Below are 21,965 nucleotides of genomic sequence, written 5' to 3' on the forward strand. Positions count from 1 at the left end.
AAGTCTTCGGGAGGTCCCCCCGGCTCCGTCACCATCAGCCGCGGCCTGGAACGCCTGGCACCCGCAGCAGAGATGCTGCGGGTCCTCAGGGAGAATGGGCTTGTGAGATGAGACCAGTGCTCAGGGCCGTGCCTGGTCCGGGTCGAGGGGCGGATAGCCCCCGCGGGGTCCGGGGCAGCGCCCCGGCGCAACGGCCCCCCGACGCGCGCGAATTCAGTACGAGACGTCCATTTCGAGGATGACCGTCTGGATGCCCTCGATCACGCCGTCGCGACGGGTCGGGTAGACGGTCACGGACGTCCGCTTGTTCGACACGAGGTCGACGAGCGTCGAGATGTAGCCTGATTGCAGCGGGGAGTACCAGGGAATGGCCCACGCGGGGATGCCTCGCTGCACGAACGTGATCGTGCCTGGCGAGAACGAGTTCGCCTCCCATTCGCCGAAATCGTAGTATCGCTGGGCGATGAGACGGAAGCGCGAGGGGAAATCGTCGATCGAGCGGCCCTGCACGAACGAGCGATAGGCGTGGTCGGCGTCGTACTTTGCTTGCGCGCGGCCCTGGCCCTGCGCGAAGATCTCGAGCTGGACGTTCGCGAGCGAGGCGCACCCGGCGCTCGCTGCCACGAGCGGGAAGAAATCGTAGAAGCTCGACGCGAGGAAGGGCTGGGTGAGGTATTCGCGCAGGATCGGATCACGGAATGTATTCGTGAGCGACGGCATCCCGCCGTCGAGGCGCGTCGAGACATAATGGAGCATCCCCTTGTAGGCGATGCCCTTCACCCGGAATGGGCTCCGGCCTGCCGGGCGCGGCAGACGCTCGAACCAGCGGCGATCACTCGCGGGTGAGACGCTTGGCGGCGGGAGATCGACCATCCGGCTCGATCGGGGCTCCGGCGGCGGCGACGAGGGGCGCTGGCCGGCGGGGTCGGAGAGCTCGCGCAGCGAGGACAGGCCGGGCATCGTCGCCGCCATGCCAATCGTCGGGTCCGAGGAGGGCGGGGCCGAGGGCGGGATGGACGGGAAGACGTCCGCGTACGCGCGGGAGCGGATGGAGGGCGGCGGGGGCTCGACGCTCTTCATGTTGGAGAGGGCGTCGAGCGCGGCGGCCACGGCGGCGCCGTCTGCGGGGCGGGCGCCGGGCTCCTTCGCGAGCATGCGGGCGACGAGGGCGTCGAGGGCCTCGGGGACGTCGTGCCGGCTCGACCGCAGGCGCGGGGCGTCCTCGGCGAGCAGCTTCGTGATGATGGCCATCGGGTGCGGGCCGTGGAAAGGAGGTTGACCCGACAAACATTCGTAGAGGAGACAGCCGAGCGAGAAGACGTCGGCGCGGGCGTCGACGTACCGTTTGTCGCCGCGCGCCTGCTCGGGGGCCATGTACCCGGGGGTGCCGAGGACGTTGCCGGTGCGGGTGAGGCCGCTCGATGCGTCGTCGAGGCGGGCGATGCCGAAATCGAGGAGCCGGACCTTGTCGATTGCGCCGTCGACGAGGAAGACGTTGCTCGGCTTGACGTCGCGGTGGACGATGCCGCGCGTGTGGGCGGAGCCGAGGGCCACGGCGATACGGCGCGCGAGGTCGAGGCTGTCTTCGAGGCGCAAGGGCTCGCGCGTGAGGCGCCGATCGAGGCTCTCGCCTTCGAGCCACTCCATCACGAGGTAGGGCTCGCTATCGGACGAGATGCCGTGCGTCACGTAGCGGACGACGTGCGGGTGCTCGAGCCCTGCGAGGGCCTTGGCCTCCTTGAGGAAGCGGGCCTGCGAGGTCATGTCCGGCGCGTGGAGGACCTTGATCGCGACGAGCTTCGTCGTCTGCCGATCGAGCGCTCGGTACACCGATCCCATGCCGCCGACGCCGGCGCGCTCCAGAATGGCGAAGCGTCCGTCAACGACGTCTCCCGTGCGCATGGGACCGGATGATGCCCGAAGGACATCCGCGGCATCAAGGTGCTCGTGCGCGCTTCGTTCAGGCGACCCGGATCACCTCGTTCGGTTTCTGGGTGGGCGCCGGAGGATCCCGGATGACGGGCGGCGCGGGCGGCGGCTCGCCCGGGACGGGGCTCGGCGCCGGCGGCTCCTCGATCGGGCCCTTGCGGATGCGCGGCTCCTCGATCGGATCCTTGCGGATGCGGGGGTCTTCGACCGGCGGCGGCGCTTCGGGTCGCTTGGACGGACCGGGAGGCGATTTTTCCTCCGTTGCGGTCCTTTCGATGGTTCGGGAGATGGGCATGCTCCGACGAACGCAAGCCTGGTGCCCCGGGCGCGTGTGCGTCCTCGGTCGGGCGCTTTACCGGGCCGATAACGACGGGTATCCTGGCGGGCATGGACCTCGTACGGATGCTGGAGAACTGCCGGCGTGATCAGTGGCGCGTCGGCGACCTCGACTGGAGCCGGAAGCCTCGGGCCATGTCGCGGGAGGACGAGATCGCGATCGTGCAGCTCTTCACGGACATGTCGGGGATCGAGCGGCTCGCGGGCGCGCTCTTCCGCGAGCAGGAGCGGCGCGTGGAGGATCCGACGCTGAAGGCGATCTTCCGGACGTTCGTGATCGACGAGGTGCGGCACGCGCACGCGGCGCAGATGCTCGCGGACTTTTATGACGTGCACCATTACAAGCTGTATCGGCAGAGCCCGAGCCTGACGGCGTTCGCGCCGCATTTCGTGGACGCGATCCATTACCTGAGCGACGACGTCGCGAACGCGTACATCGTGGCCGGGGAGCTCATCCTGGACATCGCGCTCCTCCGGTCGATCAACGATTTCGTGCACGACGAGATGAGCCAGGCGGCGATGACGCTCATCAACCGCGACGAGTCGCGCCACATCGCGATCGACTACCACATGGCCGAGTATTACGGGTCCGAGGCGTACGAGCGGCGGATGGCCGAGCGCGAGACGAAGCTCTCGCTCGTGGAGCGGGCCCGGGGCGCGAAGGCGTTCGTGTTCATGCTGCACTCCGCGCATCCGTTCATCCGCGACGTGTTCCTCGATCCGATGAACTTCGTTGATCCCGAGGGCAAACGGCTGCGCGACGCGTTCAAGCGGATGCAGCTCCTCGGGCGGAAGGAGGAGACGCCGCGGCGGCCGTTCACGCGGTTCTTGCGGGTCTTGCAGGACGGGGTCGATCACCCGATCACGGGCAGGCTGCTCGGCGATCTGCTCGGCCGCGTCGGGGGCGTGGGCAAGGAGTTCATGGCCCGGCAATACGACGACACGGAGCTCACGCGCGTCCGGCGCCTGTCGTACGAGGAAATGGCGAACGAGGCGCTCGCCGCGAAGGACACGACGAACTAACGTTTGGCGCGGCCGCGGCCGCGGCCGAGCGCGAGGGCGATGCCGCCTTGGAGCGTGCTCCGGGTGCGCATGTGTCCGAGCTCGGCGCCGATCTCGACGAGGGTGCGGGCCATCGCCGGCCGAATGCCCGTCAAGACGATCTCGGCCCCGAGCAGCTCGACCGCGCGCGCGGCCTGCACGAGGACGCTGGCGACGTGCTCGTCGACGACGGGCACGCCCGTGACGTCGAGGATGACGATCGACGCCTGGTTCTCCGCGATGCCGGGGAGCAACGTCTCGAGCACCTGATCGGCGCGGCGGGCGTCGATGGTGCCGATGAGCGGCATCACCACGACGCCCTCGGCGATCGGCAGGAGCGGCGTCGAGAGGGCGCGGAGCGTGGCGTCCTGCAGGTGCAACATTTCCTCCTGGAGCTTCCGCGCGCACGCCTCCGCTTCCTTTTGCTCGCTGACGTCGACCGAGATGCTGCACACGGCCATGGGTTTGCCCTCGGCGTCGCGGAGGGGGAATTTCGTCGTGACGAACGTGGCGACGCCGCCTTCGCGGGGCATCACGTCGTCCCGCACGAGCGGCTCGCCGGTCCGGATCACCTGGGCATCCGAGACCATGTAGGCCTCCGCGATCCCGGGCGAGAAGAGCTCCACGTCGGTCTTGCCGAGGAGCTGCGCGCGGTTCGCCCCGAAGAAACGCTCGGCCTGGCCGTTGACGAGCAGATAACGGCCCGCGAGGTCCTTCACGTACACGAGCGAGGGCGCGTTCTCGACGATCCCGAGCAAGAACCGCTGGCTCTCCTCCAGCGCGCGCTGCGCCCGGATCCGCTCGGTCACGTCGAGGTTCACCTCGACCGTGTACCGCTTTCCGTGGACGTCGACGGGCTGGAACGAGGTCTGCGTCCAGACCTTCCGATCCTCGGTGCGCTCGATTCCCGCCTCCGCCGTATCGTACGAGGTGGGCGGCATGACCACGGTCTCCCCACGCAGGGCCCGCTCGAGGTGCGCGGTATACCCCCGGGCCACGGCCTCCGGGTCCTCGAACAGGTTGTGTTTGCCGACGACGAGCTCACGCGAGGGGATGGCGAGCATTTCCCGGTCGACTCGGTTGATCTCGACGAGCCACCCCTCGGCGTCGTGCACGCCGGCCGGGACGGGCAAATGCTCGAAGAATGCCTGGTAGAGGTCCGCCCGGTGGTTCGCGGCCTGGAGCGCCGCTTCGAGCTCGGTCACGCGCGCACGGAGCCGCTCGGTCTCCTCTTGCAATCGCTGGATTTCCTGGACGTCCATTCTCCCCCATCGATGGCTAGGACCCCTCCCCGAGGATCGTTCCTTAGATCGATCCGGGGCGGCCGTACAGAAGGATTCGGTCGCGAAGAGCTCGTCACTTGTGTGGCAGCTTCGTTCCACGGCGGCGAACGAGCCGCGCGACGACGAACCCGAGGAGGGACGCGAGGAGCGGCATCGAGCCGGACTTTCCAATCAAGCCAAACGCGACGCAAAGGAGGACGAGGCGGAGGACGAAGATGATCGTCGGGCGCGCGCGCTCCCCCGTCTCGTGGTGAATTCGCTCGCCCTCGGCGATGGCCTTCGCATGCGCCCAGCCGAGCGCGAATCCGAGAGCGAGGAAGAGGAGCACGCGAAGGACGAGGTTCGTCACGGGGCCTCCGGTTTCGAGAGCGCGGCGCCAAACGCCACCTTGCCGCCCAGGATCACGCGGTCGATCTTCACGTCGAGCAGCGGTCGATCCGCGGCGAGCGCGCCTGCAAAGACGGTCAGATCGGCGACGTAGCCGGGGGCGATGCGGCCGTGGGTGGCCTCGGTGAACGAGGCGTAAGCCGGGCCCGTGGTGAAGGCGGCGAGCGCCTCGTCGAGGGAGATGCGTTGCTCGGGCAAGAAGCCCCCCGGCGGTGCGCCCGAGGGATCCTGGCGGCTCACGGCGGCCCACAGGCCGAGGAGGGGCGAGGGCTCCTCGACGGGGAAATCCGAGCCGAAGACGAGGCGCGCGCCGCTGTCGAGGAGAGAGCGCCAAGCATACGCGCCGCGCAGCCGCTCGGGGCCGAGGCGCGCCGGAGCCCAGGGCATGTCGCTCGTGGCGTGGGTCGGCTGCATGGAGGCGAGGACGCCGAGCGCGGCGAACCGCGGCAGATCCTCGGGCGCGAGGACCTGCGCATGCTCGACACGGAAACGAAGCGCGCGCGCCCGGCCCTCGCCGAGCGCGGCGAAGGCGTCGAGCACGTCGCGGTTGGCGCGGTCGCCGATGGCGTGCACGGCGAGCTGGTAGCCCGCGTCGGCGAGGATGCGGGCCGCTTCGGTGAGGGTGGTCCGGTCCGCAATCGAGAGGCCCACGCTCTTCGGCTCGTCGGTGTACGGCGCGAGGAGCGCGGCGCCGCGGGAGCCGAGGGCGCCGTCAGCGAAGAGCTTGACCCCGCGCAGGACGAACATGGCCGTGCCTTGCGGGTCGATGTCGGGTTTTCGTTGCGACAAGGCGGAGAGGTTCGGTCCGCCCGCGAGATAGGCGTACACGCGGATCGGGAGCCGGCCCTCGGCCGCGAGCTTGCGGTAGACGGCGACGGTCGCGTCGTCGATGCCCATCTCGTGCACGCCCGTGAGGCCGAGCGAAAGCGCGCGCTCGGAGGCCCGCAGGATGCGGCGCTCGGTGACCTCGGGCGGTTCGCCGGGGATCTTCGCCGTGACGAGGTCCATGGCATTGTCGATGAAGACGCCGGTAGGCGCGCCGGTGGCGTCACGCAGAATGCGGCCCCCCGGGGGATCGGCGGTTTTTTCGTCGATGCCGGCGATCCGCAAGGCGGCTGCGTTGGCCCATAACGCGTGACCGTCGATGCGGGTGAGCGCGACGGGCCTTCCGGGGACGGCGGCGTCGAGCGGGGCGTGCGTGGGGAACGCTGCGGGGGTGAAGAGGTTTTGATCCCAGCCGCGGCCCGTGATCCATTCGCCCGGAGCACGGCCTTTTGCTTCCGCCACGACGAGCCGGGCGACGTCCTCGGGGCTCTTCTTGCCGCGCACGTCGAGGCTCTCGAGCGCGGCGCCGAGGCCGTGGAGGTGGCAATGGCCGTCGACGAGGCCAGGAATCACAGCGCGGCCGGCGAGGCGCTCCACGCGGGTCTCCGGCCCAATGAACGAGCCGACCTCGGCGTCCGTGCCGACCGCGACGATGCGATCGCCCCGCACGGCGATCGCGCTGGCCTCGGGGCGCGCCGGATCCATCGTACGGACGGCGCCGCCGAGGAACACGAAATCCGCGGGAGGTCGTGATTGCAGGGCAGGCGCGGGGGAAGCCCCACAGCCGAGGACCAGGGGCGCGAGCGTCGCCGCGAAGAAGGCGCTTCGGAACATCGCGCCCACTCTAGCAGCGCGAGGTCGCGTGGGTCTCAGCGTGAAGCCGCCTCGCTGGGGCGTTGCCCCAGGCCCCAGCAGGGGCTGTCCGCCCCTGCACCCGGACCAGCCAGGGGCTGGACCCAAGCTCGATGAACTGCGCGGTGCGCAGTTCATCGAACAGGCCCGGTCAAGACCGGCAGCGGCGTTGCCCACCGAGACAGCCGCGCTGCGGGTTCGGCTGGCAACCTGGGTTCTTCGTCGGCCTGTTTGAAAAACTGCGCACCGCGCAGTTTTTCAACCCTGGGTCCAGCGCCTCGCTGGTCCGGGGTCGAGGGGGCGGACAGCCCCCCGCGGGGTCCGGGGCAGCGCCCCGGCGCGGCGCTTACCAATGCGCAGCGTCAGGAGGGGACGCGCGTATTCAATTTGTCGACGGCGTGGACGGGGGCGTCGTTCCCCGCCATGAGGTGCGCGATCGCGCCGAGGACGAGGCGGTGCTTCTCCAGCGTGTTCTTGCCCGCGAAGACGGCGCTGGTGACGGAGATCTCGAAATGCCCTCCCCCGCCCTGCACCTCCACCACGGCGTCGCTGATCTTTTCCTTGATGGCCTTCTCGATCGCCGCCGGGATCGAGCCCTGGAACGTGGTCATGTGGTAGGACACGCGCGTTTCCTCCGAAATTCGTCAATACCGCGGAACCGAGGGGTCGACTGCGACCGACCAGGCGTCGATGCCCCCCTCGAGGTTGTATACCTTGGAAAAACCGCGCCCCACGAACGCCTCCGCCGCCGAGCGGCTGCGGCCGCCGTGGTGGCAATGGAAGACGATCGGCGTGTCCTTGGGCAGCGCTTCGAGCCGCTCGAGCTCGGCCTGATCGAGGAGCTTCGCTTGCGCGATCCGCGCAATCGCGTGCTCCTTGTCGGTGCGGACGTCGACGAACTCGAAGCGCTCGCCCGCGTCGAGCATCTCCTTCAGCTTGCGCACGGAGAGCTGCCGGACGCGCGGCGGCTCGTTCGGGTTCTCGATCCGGAAGCCGGCGCCCTCGGGGCCGTCCACGAAATCAATGGAGACGCCGTCGGAAAGGCGCGCGCTCGCCGGGTCGACGAGGACCGTGAGGCCGCCTGCGTCGACCTCGATGTCGCCCTCGGCGCGCGGCCCGAAAAACAGCCCATACTCGAAGCGCGGGCTCACCTCGAAGCGGAGCAGCTCGCCCGGCGCCTCGGCCGCGGCCTCGGTGAACGCGCGCTTCGCTGCCTCGCTGATCGTGATCTTCGGCGCCTTCACCTCGCCGCCGCCGCCCGCGGCCCCGCCGAGCTTCTGCGCGAGCTCGCCGCTCTCACGCATCTCCCGGATGATGTCGGCCCCGCCGACGAACTCGCCGTCGATGTAGAGCTGCGGGATCGTGGGCCAGCTCGCGTAGGCCTTGATGCCCTCGCGAATCTCGGGATCTTCGAGGACGTTCACGGTCGTGTAGCTGGGCACCACGGCGTCCAGGATCTGCACGACGGCGCCGGAGAACCCGCATTGCGGAAATCGGCGCGAGCCCTTCATGAAGAGCACGACCCGGTCGGACCGGACGAGCGCCTCGATACGCTGCTTGAGCGGTTCACTGAGATTCATCGGTTTCCCTCGATCGGCCGGGACTCTCGCACGTCTCGAAACGTGACGCTACGTCATTTAGACCGAACCGCCCGCTCGTCCGTAGACGTACGCCACTGACGTTCGTCGCCCCGCGCGCTCCCCCTCGTGAGCGCCCGAGGGGCGATGTTTCCACGCGCCGGGCGTCCGGCGCGTGCCGGGAGAAGTGTGTCATGACGAACCGATGGCTCCGTGTCCCCCGCACCCGCCGCGCGCTCGCCGCGAGCCTGCTCGCGCTCTGCGCAGGAGGGCTCATCCTGCACAGGGCGCCGCTCGGCGCGCGGACGAACGTGGCGTTCGCGAGCCCGAGCGAAGGAGGCGCGGGCGCGACGTTCTCGGGGCCCGGCGCGCGCGGGTCGATCACGCTGACGCAATCGCGCGTGTTCGGGGGGAGCGAGGCGCGGGTCTCGGCGGTGCTGCGGATCAAGGCCGACCCTACGGACACGCGGGAGCGGGCGCCGCTCGCGCTCGCGATCGTGCTCGATACGTCGGGCTCGATGATGACCGAGAGCAAGATGAAGCAGGCCAAGGAAGCCGTGGCGGAGCTCATCCGCGAGCTGCGCGACGACGATCAGATCACGCTCGTGCGTTACGCGTCGGACAGCGAGGTCCTGCAGCCGCTCGCGCGCGTGGGTGACGTGCGCGAGCGGCTCCTCGCGAACATCTCGGAGCTCTCCGCGAGCGGAGGGACGAACATCCCGCCGGCGCTTTCGCAAGGGATGGGGACCCTGGCGAACGCCTCGCCGGGGCGCGTGAAGCGGGTGGTCCTCGTGAGCGACGGGCTCGACAGCGGGCGCATCGCGGCCGAGCGGATCGCGCGGGACGGCGTGGAGGATCGGGTGACGGTGTCGTCGCTCGGGATCGGGCTCGACTTCGATCCGGGGTACATGGGCGGGGTCGCGGAGGCAGGGCGCGGCAACTTCGCGTTCGTGAAGGACGGCGCGGCCCTCCGGACGTTCCTGCGCCGCGAGCTCGAAGAGACGGCCGCGACGACGGTCGAGGCGACGGAGGCGCAGCTCGTGCTCCCCGAGGGCGTGCGGTTCGTCCGGGCGATCGGCGCGGAGGCGCGGACGGAGAACGATGGGCGGGAGGTGCGGTTGCGGATCGGCTCGCTCTTCGCGGGCGATGAGCGGCGCGTGGTCGTGGAGCTCGCGGCGAACGCGGAGGCAGGGCAAAAGCTCTCGATCGGCGGCGAGGTGGGCTGGTCGCTCGTGGGCGGAGAGCGGACGCGCGTGGCGCTGTCGCCGCTCGATGTGCAAGGGACGGCCGATGCGCGGGAGGCGGAGCGCAGCGTGGATCGGGCGGCGTTCGCGGAGGCGACGAGCGCGCTCGCGTCGAGCCGACAAATCGAGGCGGCCGCGGCGCTGGAGCAAGGCGACATGCAGGCGGCGCAGCGGATCGTCGACGAGAACATCGGCGCGCTGAAGGCCGCAGCGGCGGCGGCGCCCGCGCCGGCCGCGACGGCGATCCAGGCGCAGGTGGACGCGTACGAGCGGGCGAAGAAGGAGATCCACGCGGCGCCGCCGAAGAGCGCGGGCGCGAAGGCGGCGGCGCGGAGCATGGCCGACAAGGAGTTCTCGAACCTCGGCCGCGCGGCCTCGTACTGAACGACAACCCGTTGGAGAAGCAAGGAATCATGCGGAAGCTCGCCCTCCTCGTGGCCGCCGCGGCGGCGTTTGGTTTGTGGCCCTTCGCGGGCCGGCTCGGGCTCGTCACCGGATCGATCGCGCTGCTCGCGCTCGGAGTGTTGCTCTCGCTCACGGCGAGCGCGACGATCGAGGGTCTCGCCGCGGCAGGCGGGGCGCTCGGGGCGCTCGCCGCGGCGCTCGTGGGGCCGGCGTCCCCGGCCGCGGCCGGCGCGCTGCTCGTGGCGTTCGCGTACGCGGAGCGGACGACGCGGGTGAAGGCCGGGACGGCGCGGCTCGTGCACGTGGGCGGCGCGCTCGTCGCAGGCGCGCTCGCGGGGACGATCACGGCGGCGTACGGGAGCGGCTCCGCGGCGATCCGCGTGGTCGCGTCGCTCGTCGCGGCCGTGCTCGCGGCGCTGCCGCTCTTCGTGGAGGCGGACGATCCGGTGGCGTACGCGCTCGACGGGCTCGCGGAGGATGGTGGCGAGGAGGCGGGCGCGTCCTTGCGGGAAGGCGCGGCGCTGCGGAGGCACGTCGACGAACGGCTGCTCGACGCGGCGGCGGCGCGCGAGGTGCGCGCGAGCTGGAAGGCGCTCGTGCGGCTCGGCGAGGCGCGCGCGCGGCTCGAACGAGCGCGCGCCGGGGGAAAGGGCGCGCTCGCGGACGCGCCCGCGGCGGTGGCGCGGCGCGTGGATCAACGCATCGGCGCGCACGTGGCGGCGCTCCGGCGCGCGTACCTGCTCGCGGACACGGCGCACGCGGCGGAGGCGAGCGAGGACGTGCGGGCGCTGGAGGTCGTGGAGGCGACGGGGGAGAAGCTCGAAGCGACGAGCGAGGCCTTGCTCTCGTCGTGACGGCGGCGGCGCGCGGAGGCCGCTGGAAACGCGGCCGTCCGGGGGTCTATGCTCGGGCGTGATGGCCCCCCGGGCACCGAGCCTCCCCCGCCGCGTCGCCGCGCTGCTCGACAAACGGCCGGTGAAGATCGCGCTCGCGATCTGCATCCTCGTCTCGCTCCTGCCCCTGCCCCGGCTGGAGAACGCGCTCCGGCCCGTCTTCCTCGCGGTCTTCACGATCGAGCTCGCGCTGCGCTGGATCGCCCTGCGCCGGCCCCGCGAGGAGATCAAGCGCTTCGAATGGTTTTTCCTGGTCGTCGATCTGCTCGCGCTCCTGAGCTTCGTGCCCTTCGAGCAGATCGGCGATCCCAGGTACGTCGCTCCGCTGCTCTCGCTCCGGCTCGCGCGGCTCTTGCTCCTCTTGCGCTTCGCCCGCGAGCTCGCGGCCGATGTGTACGCGATCGTGACGCGGCGCGAGCAGCTCCAGCAGTTCGGGCTCGTGACGGTCGCGGTCTGGTCGCTCGCGTTCGGCGCGGCTGTGGTGCTGGATCACCTGGCGATCCGCTACGACTACACGGGCAACGGGGTCGGGGCCGACGCTGATTTTTTCGATCGGGTGTGGTGGGCGTTCCGGCAGCTCGAGAGCGCGGACAACCTGGTCGGGACGATCAACGTGCCAGCGCCGATCGCGCTGCTCTCGCTGGGGCTCACGATCGTGGGCGTGTTCATGGTGTCGTTCATCATCGGCATCGGCTCGAACATCGTCGATCAGGTGGTGCGGGCCGAGCGGCGGCGCACGGTCGACTACGACGAGCACTCGCTGGTGATCGGGCCGGTGCACGAGGCGGAGATGCTCGTGCGGGAGTTCGCGCGGCTCTACGAGCGAAACCGGATGCTGCGGAGCTTCTTCCGGCCGGCGGAGATCCTGCAATGGATGCTCGGGCGCGGGGCGATGCCGCGCCGGCACGCCCTGCCGCGGATGGCGCTGCTCGGGACGACGGAGAACCCGCCCGGGTACCTCTACGAGCCGATGATGCGGTGGGTGATGTACCGCGAAGGCGACGGCTGGGATCCGGACGCGCTCGCGCGGGTGTCGGCGGCGACGGCGAAGCGCGCGATCCTGCTCTCCCGCGCGGACGCGGGGCCCGACGCGGACGCGGTGACGACGATGACGCTCGCGTCGTTCCGCGCGCAGAACCACGACGCGCAGGTCTTCGTCGAGGTGGTGGAGAGCGAGAACCGCGCGCTCGTGATGGCGATCGGTGGACCTCATACGTTCCCGCTCGACATGCCGCGTTTCCTTGGGCTTTTCTTGTGTCAGCACCTCGTCACGCCGGGGGTCGAGGCGCTCTACACGGACCTCATGACGGCCGACGGGTCGGAGTTCTACACGCACATGTTCGTGGAGCCCGGCGAGACGGAGGCGATCGAGACGCTCGGCGGTAAGGACGGGTTCGTCCCGTTCGAACAGCTCGCGCGGGCAGCGTACGAGGAGCGCGGCGTGCTGCTCACCGGGGTTTTCCTGGGGGAGACGACGCCGCAACGGACACGCGGGCTCGTGCCCGTGGCGGACCTGGAGCAATGGCTGAACCCGCTGCGTGATCCGGAGGTGGGCTCGGGCGCGTGGAAGCTCGGGGCGCGCGCGGGGCAGATCCCGACGAAGCTGCTCCGCGGGATCATCGGGGTCACGGCGACGTACGCGCCGCTGCGCAGGTACGGGCGGGATCTCGTGATGGGGCGCGGGATCACGCGGGTGGATCCGCCGGCGACGCCGCGGCCCGAGGTCCACACGTGGGCCGAGGACACGCACATGGCGCGGGGGCTGCTCTCGCGCGTGCTCGTCGTGGGCTACAGCCCGGCGCTGCCGTCGATGGTGCAAGAGCTCGCGCGGTTCATGCCGGGCGTGGACGCGACGCTCGTGCTCGGCGAGCGCGGCGACGAGCGGATGCCGCTCGCGGCGCGCCTCGCGTCGCTCGGCATCGGCATCGAGCGCGACGTGCCGCCGCCGGGGCGCGAGGGCGTGACGATGCCGCTGGAGCACGGCGGGCGGGTGACCGTGTACACGCAGCGCGGGCACGATCTCGCGTCGTTCGCAGTGGCGTGCGCGAAGAAGGGCGGGCCCGTGGGCGCCGTGATCTTCCTGAGCGAGCCGGACGCGGTGGATCGGGACGCGCGGACGACGATGCGGCTGCTCCGGTTCGTGGCGGCGCTCGAGCGCGGCGAGCTCGCGCGGGGCGAGCGGCTGCACGTGCTCGCGGAGTTCGCCTCGGTGCAGAAGGGCGAGCACGCGCGCAGGCTCGTGGACGCGAAGAAATGCGGGTTCGCTTCGGCGGACCGGCTGCGGCTCTCGCTCGTGAGCACCGACAGGATCAAGAACTACTTCATGGTGCACAGCGCGTTCGTGCCCGGCGTGACCGCGCTCTACGACGAGATCCTCGGCGAATATGGGCAGGAGATCGTGCGGCTGGAGCCGGGGGACCACGCGGCAGCGGCGAAGGGCGCCGTGCGGTTCGACGAGCTGCGGCAGGCGCTCGCGCCGCGGCAGGTGATTCCGATCGCGATCGAGCGGCGGACCGTGGACGAGAAGGCGCGGGAGCGGCTGGAGGTGCTGCTCAATCCGCCGCGGGATCGGAGCTTCGATCTCTCGGAGATCGTGGCGATCTACGCGCTCGCCGAGAGCCGTGATCTCGAAGAGCCGGCGGCGCGGGAGGCGCGGGAGCGAACGCCCGCGGTGCGGAGGGTGGGTCCGTTCGGGGCCTCTGCGAGCGCCTGAGGATCAGGGCGCGGCGCGCGGCGTCTCGTCGAGCACGCAATAAAGCAGCGTGGGATCACATTTCACGCGGTAATCGGGGTTGATCCCGGAGGGCGTGACGCCTTCGGCGGCGTTTCCTGTTGTCGCGCAGAGCGCGTCGTCCGGCTCGTTCGTGGGTTTGCCGTCGGCGTCGGCCTTCGCGCAGTGGACCGCTGGGAAGAGCGCGACGAACGTGTACGTCGCCGAGCAGCCCTCGAGGAGGTCCTCGTACGTCATCGTGCCGACCATCTGCGTGCCCGGCGCGGCGGCGGTCACGTACACGGAGAGGTTCTCCCACGTTTGTCGGAGCCGCTTCGCGGGCAACGTGACGGGGTTTCCCATGTTGTCCATGCTCTCGGCCTCCGGGAGATCGAGCTCCGCGGCCGCGAGCGCGGCCGTGCCCGCGGCGCCGGCAAAACAAAGATCCCGCTCGTCGGGGTTCGTCGTGTACGCGCCGAGCGCATAAGGAATGTCGTCCTCCCCTGCCCCGAGCCCCTCGCGCTCCCGGACGAGGCCGCCGAACGTGTCGGACTGGACGGCGATGCTGCGTTTGTCGTAATCGGCGAGGGTCCGATCGGCGTTCGGCGCGAGGAACGTGGAGAGGCCGATCTCCTCGCCGACGAGGTCGGCGCACGCGCCCGTCCCAGAGACGAGCGTGTATTTCGCGATGAACGGCCCGTGCCCGACGACGCACTGGATCGGGGGCTGCGAGCACGAGGCGCCGCCGAACGAGGCGAGGCCGAGGCCGAGGGCCGCGGCGGCGAGGAAGGAATGACGTTGTTTCATGGTTTCGTCTCCTCGTCGGCGCGCTCAGAAGGTGACCCGCGCGTTGAAGCGGACCTGCCTCGGGAGCTGGAATGCGTTGGGGTTTCCGAAATTGGGGTTCTTGTCGACGTCGTTGAAGGGCTGGCCGTCCCAGTACACGAGCTTGCCCTTCGCCGCCGGGAGGTCGTCCATGGTGCCTCCGGCGATGGGGCGGACGTCGGCGAACGTGTAATTCGAGTCCACGCCGGTCACGGCCTGGAAGTTGAAGATGTTGAAGATGTCGACGCCGAAGGTCACGCTCTTGTCCTTGCCGAGCTGGAAGCCGGCCGTGACGTTCGTGTCGATCGAATGGACCCACGGCGTCCTGCCGCCTTCGCCGCGCGGCAAGATGAAGACCTCGCCCGTGAGGTATTGCGGGTGCGCGCCGAGGACGTTGATGGGCGTGCCCGAGCGGGCGGTGTAGCTGCCGCCGACGCTGATGCTGACGTTGCCCGGCAGGACGAACTCCTTGGCGCCGAAGACCTTGATGGAGTGGGTGCGGTCGCCGGGGAGCGGGCCGTTGCGGTTCGGCAGGAGCGAGATGAGGTCGAAATCGGAGTTGATGTTCGGATCGAGCTGCTGCGTCTCGGGCCGGAAGAGGCCGGCGAGGTTGCCGCGCAGATAGGCCGCGGTGTAGCTCGCCTGCGCGAGCCAGCGGTTCGCGAACGCCTTCTCGAAGAAGATCATGAAGGAGTCGTAATCGCGGACGGCCTCGGGGAAGTCCTTGGCGATGCCGTGGCCGGGGTTTCCGATGAAGTAGGTGTTCGCCTCGTCCCGGCTCATGTCCTCGACGGCATGGTTGAGCGTTTGGTGGGTGTAGGCGCCGCCGATGCGCGCGCCGGTGAAGAGCTCGTATTCGCCGCCGAGGACGAGCTGATCGGAGGACTGGGGCTTGATGTCCGGATCGACGGGGACACGGTCGGAGCCGGTGGCGCCGAATTTCCGGGTGGGATCGGTGTTTCCGTTGATCGTGGTGAGGTTCTGCGGATCGTCACAAGCGCCGCGGACCTGCGCGGGATCCCGCGGATCGCAGACGTTCGAGCCGCGCAGGGAGTAGATCTGGAGCTCGCCGGGGAAGGAGCGGTCGACGAGGTTCAGGGTGATGGCCTGGTAAAACCGCGCGAAATTGCCGAAGATCTTGGCTTTGCCTTTTCGGGACGGATCCCAGATGACGCCGACGCGGGGCGACCACTGGTTCGGGAGCGTCATGCCAATGCGGCCGTCGTTGCCCGTGACGACCTGCGCATCGTACCGAACGCCGAGGTTCAGCGTGACACGGTCGAGGATGTTCCAGCTATCCTGGACGAACCCGCCCACGGTATAGGAGCGCGAGGTGGTGGAGAACGAGTTCAAGAAGACGGGGCGGTCGGGGCCTTCCAGGAAGCCGAAGCGGCGGGCGTCGAGGAAAAAGGCGCCGTCCGGGGTCTCGCGGAACGCATTGCCGCCGCTCACGCCGCGGGCGCTGGTGTAATCGAGGGCCTCGAAGTCAATGCCGGCCTTCAGGATGTGCTGGCCGAGGAGGCTGCCGATCGCGGTGAAGATGGCCCGGCCCTGGATGCGGTTCTGCGAGGCCTGGCGCAAGAGGCCGGGGCCGCCCGTGGCGTAGTTGACGACGGGGCAATAAAGCGAGGCGATCTCCGCGCTGCCGCCGGGCGCGCAGGCCTCGCGCGCGGCCGCCGGGAGGTTCTCGAATTCGGTGATCGGATACCGCCCGCCCGAGGACCTGCGCCACCCGACGTTCGGGATCCCCGCCATGGTGCCCGGCGAGCCGATGTCGGCGACGCCGCTGCCGTCGGCGGCGGCCTGGGTGATTGAGCCATGGACCCAGCCGATCGTCGTATCGAGCAGGTACTTTTTCTCCTTGAAGGACGAGGAGGTCTTCAGGACGACGTTGTTCGAGAACGATTCGTTGATCCCGCCGAACGCCGAGTACGGCCCTTGCAAGTTCGGCGCAGAGCCGCCGGTCTGGAGGTTGAAGGGATAATCGCCGGCGCCGCCCGAGGTCTGCGGCACGCCGAAGACCGAGAGCGAGATGTTGTGGTCCTGGTTGGCCTTGAACGTGAGCTTTCCGATGTACTGGTACGTCCGGCTCGTGGCGTACTGGGTGGTCTTCGTCCCTGGCAGGAGCGAGGTCTGCTGAAACCCGGTCTCGGAATCGCGGATCGGAATGGGGTTCCCCATGGAGTCCACGGCGGGCGTGCCGTCCGGGTTTTCGACGTAGAGGAGCTTGTTCAGCGAGCGTTCGAGGCGCGTCTTCTGGATGGCGAGGCTCATGCCGGTGAAGAACCAGAGCCGATCTTGCAGAATGGGGCCGCCGAGCTCGAAGCCGATGTCCTGGATGGTCGCGAGGCTCGGGTTCGTCTGGATGGTGCTCCCCACGCGGGGAATACGGGTGCGCTCGCCTTCGAGCGCGCCGGGCGTCATGGCGCTGAAGAAGGAGCCGTGAAACGCGTTCGAGCCGCTCTTCGTGACGACATCCATGACGCCGCCGATCGAGCGGCCGTATTCGGGCAGATAACCGGCCGTGATGACGTTGACCTCGCGGACGAACTCGCTGGAGAGCGGCGTGCCGAGGATGCCGAACGCGGCGTCGTTCGCGGAGAGGCCGTCGATGACGAAGCCGTTCTCCGGGGAGGTCGTGCCATTGACGGAGACGCCGTAGGTGTCCGTGAAGGTGCCGGGGGCGATGGTGGCGAGGCCTTCGAAGGAGCGGGTCGCGCCGCCTTTGCCGGTCGGCGGGTTCGTCGGGACGCGCCGGGTGAACTCGGGGCCGACGCTGGTCTTGACGCCGGTCGTGTAATCGATGACCGGCGGGGTGGCTTCCACGAGGATCACGATCCCGGTTTCCATGGTCTCGGGGAGGATCTGGATCTGGACGAGCGCCGAGCCGCCCGCGCGGAGCGTGAAGGGCTTGGAGGCAAAGGGCCGGAAGCCGCTGCCGCCGTCGGCGCGAATGACGTACGAATCGCCGGGTGGCAAGCTCGGGATGCGGTAATTGCCCGCCTTGTCGGTCACGACGAGCTCCTCGCCCTGGAGCGCGGGCGAGGTGGCCGTAACGACGACGTTCGGGACCGGCTGGTTCGTCTCGGCATTGATGACCTTGCCCTGCACGGTGGCGCTGCCCTGCGCGAGCGCATCGCTGCCGAAGCAGACGATCGCCGTGGCGAGGGCCGGCGCGCAGAGGAGAAATACTCGATTCGGCCGTCTCACGTGGACCTCCCTCGAGCCCGCCCCGCGGGCTCGACGGCCGCAAGAGCAGCGACCGTGCCACACGGGGACGGAGAGGGTATTTGCGCGAAACGAGGGAGATCGCAGGCGGGGCGGGTTTCACGGCGCGCGATTTGCGCAAGAGGTCCTTGCGCAAGTCGCGCAAGGCCATTCGATCAGGTTGCGCAAGCGGCGGGGCGCGGCGCCTTCATTGGGGGATCGGGGCGCAGCAGCCGGTGACGCAGCTATATCCGTCGGGGCACGAGGGCTGGCCGGGCAGGCCACACTTGGGTACGCCCGGGTCGCATTGCTGCTCGATGCACTCGGGCGGCAGGTTGGGCTTGCCGATGCAGACCTCGCAGGTGTCGCAGGGATTATCGCAGGCCGGGACCTGGGTGCAGGGCTTGCAGAGAAGTGGATCGTTCAGGGTCTGGAGCGTGCAGCTCCCGGCGCCGGCGGCGTCCTCGGAGCCGAGCCAGACGGCGTGGGGGAGCCCCGGGAGCACGCAGCAGCCGAAGCAATCACATCCGTTCGGGGTGAGCGGGCCACAATAGCTGTCGCAGGTCGCCGATTGGGCCTGGGCGGCCATGCCGCAGGTGCCGCTGGACCCGGGGATGCTCGCGTTCGGGTTGTACGCGCACTGGCTGCCCGCGGGCGGGTAGTTCGGCGCGACCGAGAGCGGGTCGCATTTGTGGCTCCAGTAGCAGGCGTCGTTGCCGGAGCCGGTGTCGGCGTCGAAATAACAATCGCTCTTGCACGGCGCGTTGTTCTGGCCGGGGATGCCGCCGTAAAAGCTGTCCTCGGTGTTGTCGCAGGGGCCGAGGCATTGTTCGTCGGCCGTGTCGGTCTTGCAGTCGCCGTCGTTGTCGACGCAGTCCCCACACGCGTAGACCTTGCCCTGGCAGGTCGCGACCTTGCAGAAGCTGCCGCAGCCGCCCTGGCTCGCGTCGCAGGTCTGGTTGCAGGGGCAAAGGGAGTCGTCCGGGATGCCTTTGCAGGTATCGATCAGCTCGTCGCAGACGTCGGTGGTGCAGTCGATGCCGTCGTTGCACGTGACGGGCGTGCCCTCGATGCAGCCCTGGAGCGGATCACAGACCTCGACGCCGTCGCAAAAGGTGGCGTCGTCGCAAAGGTAGTCCTGCGGGTAATGGGCGCAGGTGCCGGCGGGGTCGTGGCAGAGGTCGTAGGTGCAGGCGATGCCGTCGTCGCAATTCACGGGCGCGCCCTTGGTGCAGCCCATCTGCGGGTTGCAGGTCTCGACGCCGCTGCAGGCCCACCCGTCGTCGCAGACCTCGTGGTTCGGCGCATGGGTGCACGCGCCGGTCGCCGGTTGGCAGGCGTCGATCGTGCAGGCGATGCCATCGTCGCAGCTCTTGGGCGTGCCGGCCTTGCAGACGACGTCGCAGGTCTCCTTGCCGTTGCAGGCGTCGCCGTCGTCGCAATCGGCGGCCGTGGCGCAAGGCAGGGCCGCGGTGCAGCCGCCGGCGGCGGGGATGCAGAGCTCGCCGGCGACGCACAGGGCATTGGTTGCGGTGGATTTGCAGCCGCCGAGCGCCTCGTCGCAGGCCTCGACGGTGCATGCGACGTTGTCGGCCGGGCACGCCATCGCGGTGCCGAGGACGCAACCCGAGGGCGCGGGGCCCGAGGGCGAGCAGGTCTCCTTGCCATTGCAGAGGAGGCCGTCGTTGCACGCGGCGTCCATGGGGGTGAAGATGCAACCGTCGAACGCCTCGGAGCAGGCGTCGCTCGTGCAGGAGAGGCCGTCGTTGCAGAGGATGGGGTTGCCCGCGATGCAGCCGGTGAGGCCGCAGGTCTCCTTGCCGTTGCAAGACAGGCCGTCGTCGCAGGGTGCGTCTTCGAGGACGTGGACGCAGGCATCGGTGAGCTCGTTGCAAGCATCGTTCGTGCAGCCGACGCTGTCGGCGCAATCGACGGGCGTGCCCATCTGACAGCCGAGCGCCGGGTCGCACGTCTCCACGCCGTCGCAGAACTGGCCATTTGCGCACTTGCCGTCGTTCGGGTAGTGCCTGCAGGCGTCCTTCTGGAGATCACAATAGTCTTCGGTGCAAGGGATCCCGTCATTGCAGTCGATCGGGGCGGAGGACATGCAGCCGAGGGTGGGATGGCAAGTCTCCACCCCGTCGCAGAGGATCGCGTTGTCGCAGAAGGTGTCGTCCGGCGTGTGGCTGCAAGCGTCGGTCGCCTCGTCGCAGGCATCCACGGTGCAATCGACGCCGTCGTCGCAGGGATCGGAGGTGTCGACGCAGCCGAGCGCGGGGTCGCAGATTTCGACGCCGTTGCAATAGGTCCCGTCGGCGCACTTCGCGCTGTCCGGACCGTGGTTGCATTCGCCGGCGACGCATTTGTCGAGGGTGCAGTCGATCGCGTCGTTGCAGTCGAGATCGGTCGAGCAGCCGGCCGATGCGCTGCCGAAACCGCCGCCGCCGGTGGGATCGATACCACCAGCGCCGCCGCTTCCGCCTGCGGCGACGCCGCCGCCAGCGCCGCCGCCACCGCTTCCGCCAGCGCCGCCGCCGCCGCCACCGCTTCCGCTTCCGCTTCCGCCTCCGCCTTCCCCTAGGGAACCGCCTGCGCCGGTCCCGTTCGTATCGCCTCCCGCGCCGCCCATTCCGGCGCCGCCAGCGCCCACGGTCGCGGCGCCGACGCTCCCGCCGGTGCTCGTGGTGACCTCGTCCGACGCACCCCCGGGGCCCGTTCTCTGTTCGATCGCATCCGAGCCACTACACGCGGCGAGCGCTCCCCATGCCAAGAGCATGGCGCCCGCCACGAATGCTCGATTCGTGTCCATGTAAGCCCCCCAGAAAGAAATCAGATGTTCCGGGGAGGAGTCTGACCCGTAAAATGTAGAAATTCCACCGAGGGGCTCGGCCTTTTTCGGGTATCCATCCCGCTTTCTACGTCCTCGAAAAACGGGGATTCGTCCGGGCCGCGCCGGCTGCGTCGCGGATGGATGGAGGTTCAGACGGAGACGGAGGTCATGCCATCACCCGTGACGTGATCGGCCGGCGCCATCGGGAGCTCTTTCAGAGCTTGACGTCTGCAACCAACGAACACGCTAGACCTGACATGAAGCGGCAGAAATCAGGTCGACCGTTGCCATCGAAGTCAGCCCACCACGAAGAGCTGAGGCTTCCCCAGCTCTGGACGGGGGTCTGGTGCTCTCCAGAGAAGCCAGCTCCCGTGGACAACGCACAGCCGAGGTAGGCGCCATAGCCATCGGAAGAACCAACCGCGCGGCAGTAGTCAACCTTGCTGTCGCCGTTGAAATCGACCATCCACCGCCTGTCTCCGTAGCCCCAATCCCCCACCGGCGTGAGCACCTGTCCGGAGAAACCCGAGCCATTGGACAACGAGCAGCCCAGGTTGCTGCCCGCGCCCGACGAGTTCCCCACCGCACGGCAATAGTCGGCCTTGCCGTCGCCATTGAAGTCGGCCATCCACCGCCTGTCGCCGTAGCCCCAGTCCCCCACCGGCGCGAGCACCTCTCCGGAGAAACCCGCGCCATTCGACAGCGAGCAGCCCAGGTTGCTACCTGCCCCCGACGAGTTCCCCACCGCACGGCAATAGTCGGCCTTGCCGTCGCCATTGAAGTCGGCCATCCACCGCCTGTCGCCGTAGCCCCAGTCCCCCACCGGCGCGAGCACATCTCCGGAGAAACCCGAGCCATTCGACAGCGAGCAGCGCAGGTAGCTACCTGCACCCGACGAGTTCCCCGTCGCACGGCAATAGTCGGCCTTGCCGTCGCCGTTGAAGTCGGCCATCCACCGCCGGTCTCCGTAGCCCCAGTCCCCCACCGGCGCGAGCACATCTCCGGAGAAACCCGAGCCATTGGACAACGAGCAGCTCAGGTAGCTCCCCGAGCCCGACGAGTTCCCCACCGCACGGCAATAGTCGGCCTTGCCGTCGCCGTTGAAGTCGGCCATCCACCGCCGGTCGCCGTAGCCCCTGTCGGCGACGGGTGGCTCGACGAGCGTGTCCGGACCGTAAACGACCCTGAGACCTTGAATATCGAGCGGGCTCAGCGTTTCGCGGTAGGGATAGCAATAATTCATGCTCGAATCAGGGTCGTATTGCGTGAGCATGACGCCGTCGGGTCGAACTTCGACGTGACTGGTGCACTGACCATTGTTCCCCGGCGAGTCCTGCTCGTGATAGAAGCTCAGCGCATGCCCGAATTCGTGAATGGCGATGGAACGGATGCAGTGCTCACGCTGGTTCTGGCACGCGGGGTTCCAATTCTGAAAGTCGAAATTGAGCCACATGCTAGGAAAAAAAGCGCTCCTACCGGTGTAGGCGCGCGCCGCCATCGTCGTGTCCTCGATCCGGATCCGGATCGCGTAGGCGGGTGTGCTCGCATCGCACGAACCCCATCCGGTGAAGTTGACCCTCGAATACACCCCCCACCGCGTTTCCACGGACGTCCTCACCCA

General features: G+C 69.2%; 15 protein-coding genes. 4 read left to right on the top strand and 11 right to left on the bottom strand.

The window, feature by feature from the left end; all coding sequences use genetic code 11:
• Nucleotides 1-213 precede the first annotated feature (213 nt).
• Together QHF89_RS34360 and QHF89_RS34365 are read right to left on the bottom strand one after the other, a co-directional pair.
• Entirely contained in the window at nt 214-1,902 is a 1,689-nt protein-coding gene (locus tag QHF89_RS34360; RefSeq protein WP_136968507.1) for a serine/threonine-protein kinase, read from the bottom strand.
• 58 nt (nt 1,903-1,960) lie between these two features.
• Nucleotides 1,961-2,224, bottom strand: a complete 264-nt coding sequence (locus QHF89_RS34365) for a hypothetical protein (protein ID WP_136968506.1) — start codon at nt 2,222-2,224, stop codon at nt 1,961-1,963.
• Nucleotides 2,225-2,316: 92 nt separating this feature from the next.
• Here QHF89_RS34365 and QHF89_RS34370 point away from each other — a divergent pair, with 92 nt between their 5' ends.
• Nucleotides 2,317-3,288, top strand: coding sequence for a hypothetical protein (locus tag QHF89_RS34370; protein WP_136968505.1), 972 nt, complete (start codon nt 2,317-2,319; stop codon nt 3,286-3,288).
• Here QHF89_RS34370 and QHF89_RS34375 read toward each other — a convergent pair.
• From QHF89_RS34375 to grxD, 5 genes are all read right to left on the bottom strand, one after another.
• Nucleotides 3,285-4,568, bottom strand: a complete 1,284-nt coding sequence (locus QHF89_RS34375) for a PAS domain-containing protein (RefSeq protein WP_136968504.1) — start codon at nt 4,566-4,568, stop codon at nt 3,285-3,287. The two genes, QHF89_RS34370 and QHF89_RS34375, sit on opposite strands and share 4 nt — an antisense overlap.
• Before the next feature lie 94 nt (nt 4,569-4,662).
• Nucleotides 4,663-4,938, bottom strand: a complete 276-nt coding sequence (locus tag QHF89_RS34380; RefSeq protein ID WP_136932571.1) for an N-ATPase subunit AtpR — start codon at nt 4,936-4,938, stop codon at nt 4,663-4,665.
• Complete coding sequence (locus tag QHF89_RS34385) at nt 4,935-6,635, bottom strand: amidohydrolase (protein ID WP_136968503.1); 1,701 nt, start codon at nt 6,633-6,635, stop codon at nt 4,935-4,937. The genes QHF89_RS34380 and QHF89_RS34385 overlap by 4 nt, the downstream gene beginning before the upstream one ends.
• A 380-nt stretch (nt 6,636-7,015) precedes the next feature.
• Nucleotides 7,016-7,276 (bottom strand): BolA/IbaG family iron-sulfur metabolism protein, encoded by a 261-nt coding sequence (locus QHF89_RS34390; protein WP_211365477.1) that lies wholly within the window; start codon nt 7,274-7,276, stop codon nt 7,016-7,018.
• 21 nt (nt 7,277-7,297) lie between these two features.
• A complete protein-coding gene (gene grxD, locus QHF89_RS34395) occupies nt 7,298-8,233 on the bottom strand; it encodes a Grx4 family monothiol glutaredoxin (RefSeq protein WP_136968502.1) in 936 nt (311 codons plus the stop codon).
• Between the two features lie 191 nt (nt 8,234-8,424).
• Here grxD and QHF89_RS34400 point away from each other — a divergent pair, with 191 nt between their 5' ends.
• From QHF89_RS34400 to QHF89_RS34410, 3 genes are all read left to right on the top strand, one after another.
• Nucleotides 8,425-9,858 (top strand): vWA domain-containing protein, encoded by a 1,434-nt coding sequence (locus QHF89_RS34400; RefSeq protein WP_136968501.1) that lies wholly within the window; start codon nt 8,425-8,427, stop codon nt 9,856-9,858.
• Between the two features lie 29 nt (nt 9,859-9,887).
• Nucleotides 9,888-10,733 carry a hypothetical protein gene (locus QHF89_RS34405; protein WP_284721282.1) on the top strand — a complete coding sequence of 282 codons (846 nt, stop codon included), beginning with the start codon at nt 9,888-9,890 and terminating at the stop codon, nt 10,731-10,733.
• A 61-nt stretch (nt 10,734-10,794) separates the two neighbouring features.
• The gene (locus QHF89_RS34410) at nt 10,795-13,485 is read left to right on the top strand and encodes an ion transporter (RefSeq protein WP_284721283.1); all 2,691 of its coding nucleotides are present in this window, start codon (nt 10,795-10,797) and stop codon (nt 13,483-13,485) included.
• 3 nt (nt 13,486-13,488) lie between these two features.
• Here the strand turns inward: QHF89_RS34410 and QHF89_RS34415 are convergent, their stop codons facing one another.
• The 4 genes from QHF89_RS34415 to QHF89_RS34430 form a co-directional block, all read right to left on the bottom strand.
• Entirely contained in the window at nt 13,489-14,289 is an 801-nt protein-coding gene (locus tag QHF89_RS34415; RefSeq protein WP_136968499.1) for a hypothetical protein, read from the bottom strand.
• 24 nt (nt 14,290-14,313) lie between these two features.
• Nucleotides 14,314-17,517: a TonB-dependent receptor gene (locus QHF89_RS34420; protein WP_284721284.1), complete on the bottom strand. Its 3,204-nt coding sequence runs from the start codon at nt 17,515-17,517 to the stop codon at nt 14,314-14,316.
• A 205-nt stretch (nt 17,518-17,722) separates the two neighbouring features.
• Nucleotides 17,723-20,323 carry a hypothetical protein gene (locus tag QHF89_RS34425; protein ID WP_284721285.1) on the bottom strand — a complete coding sequence of 867 codons (2,601 nt, stop codon included), beginning with the start codon at nt 20,321-20,323 and terminating at the stop codon, nt 17,723-17,725.
• Nucleotides 20,324-20,558: 235 nt separating this feature from the next.
• Nucleotides 20,559-21,950 carry a hypothetical protein gene (locus QHF89_RS34430; protein ID WP_136968497.1) on the bottom strand — a complete coding sequence of 464 codons (1,392 nt, stop codon included), beginning with the start codon at nt 21,948-21,950 and terminating at the stop codon, nt 20,559-20,561.
• Between the last annotated feature and the right edge of the window lie 15 nt (nt 21,951-21,965).

Source organism: Polyangium sorediatum (assembly GCF_029946465.1).
GTDB classification, from domain to species: domain Bacteria; phylum Myxococcota_A; class Polyangia; order Polyangiales; family Polyangiaceae; genus Polyangium; species Polyangium fumosum.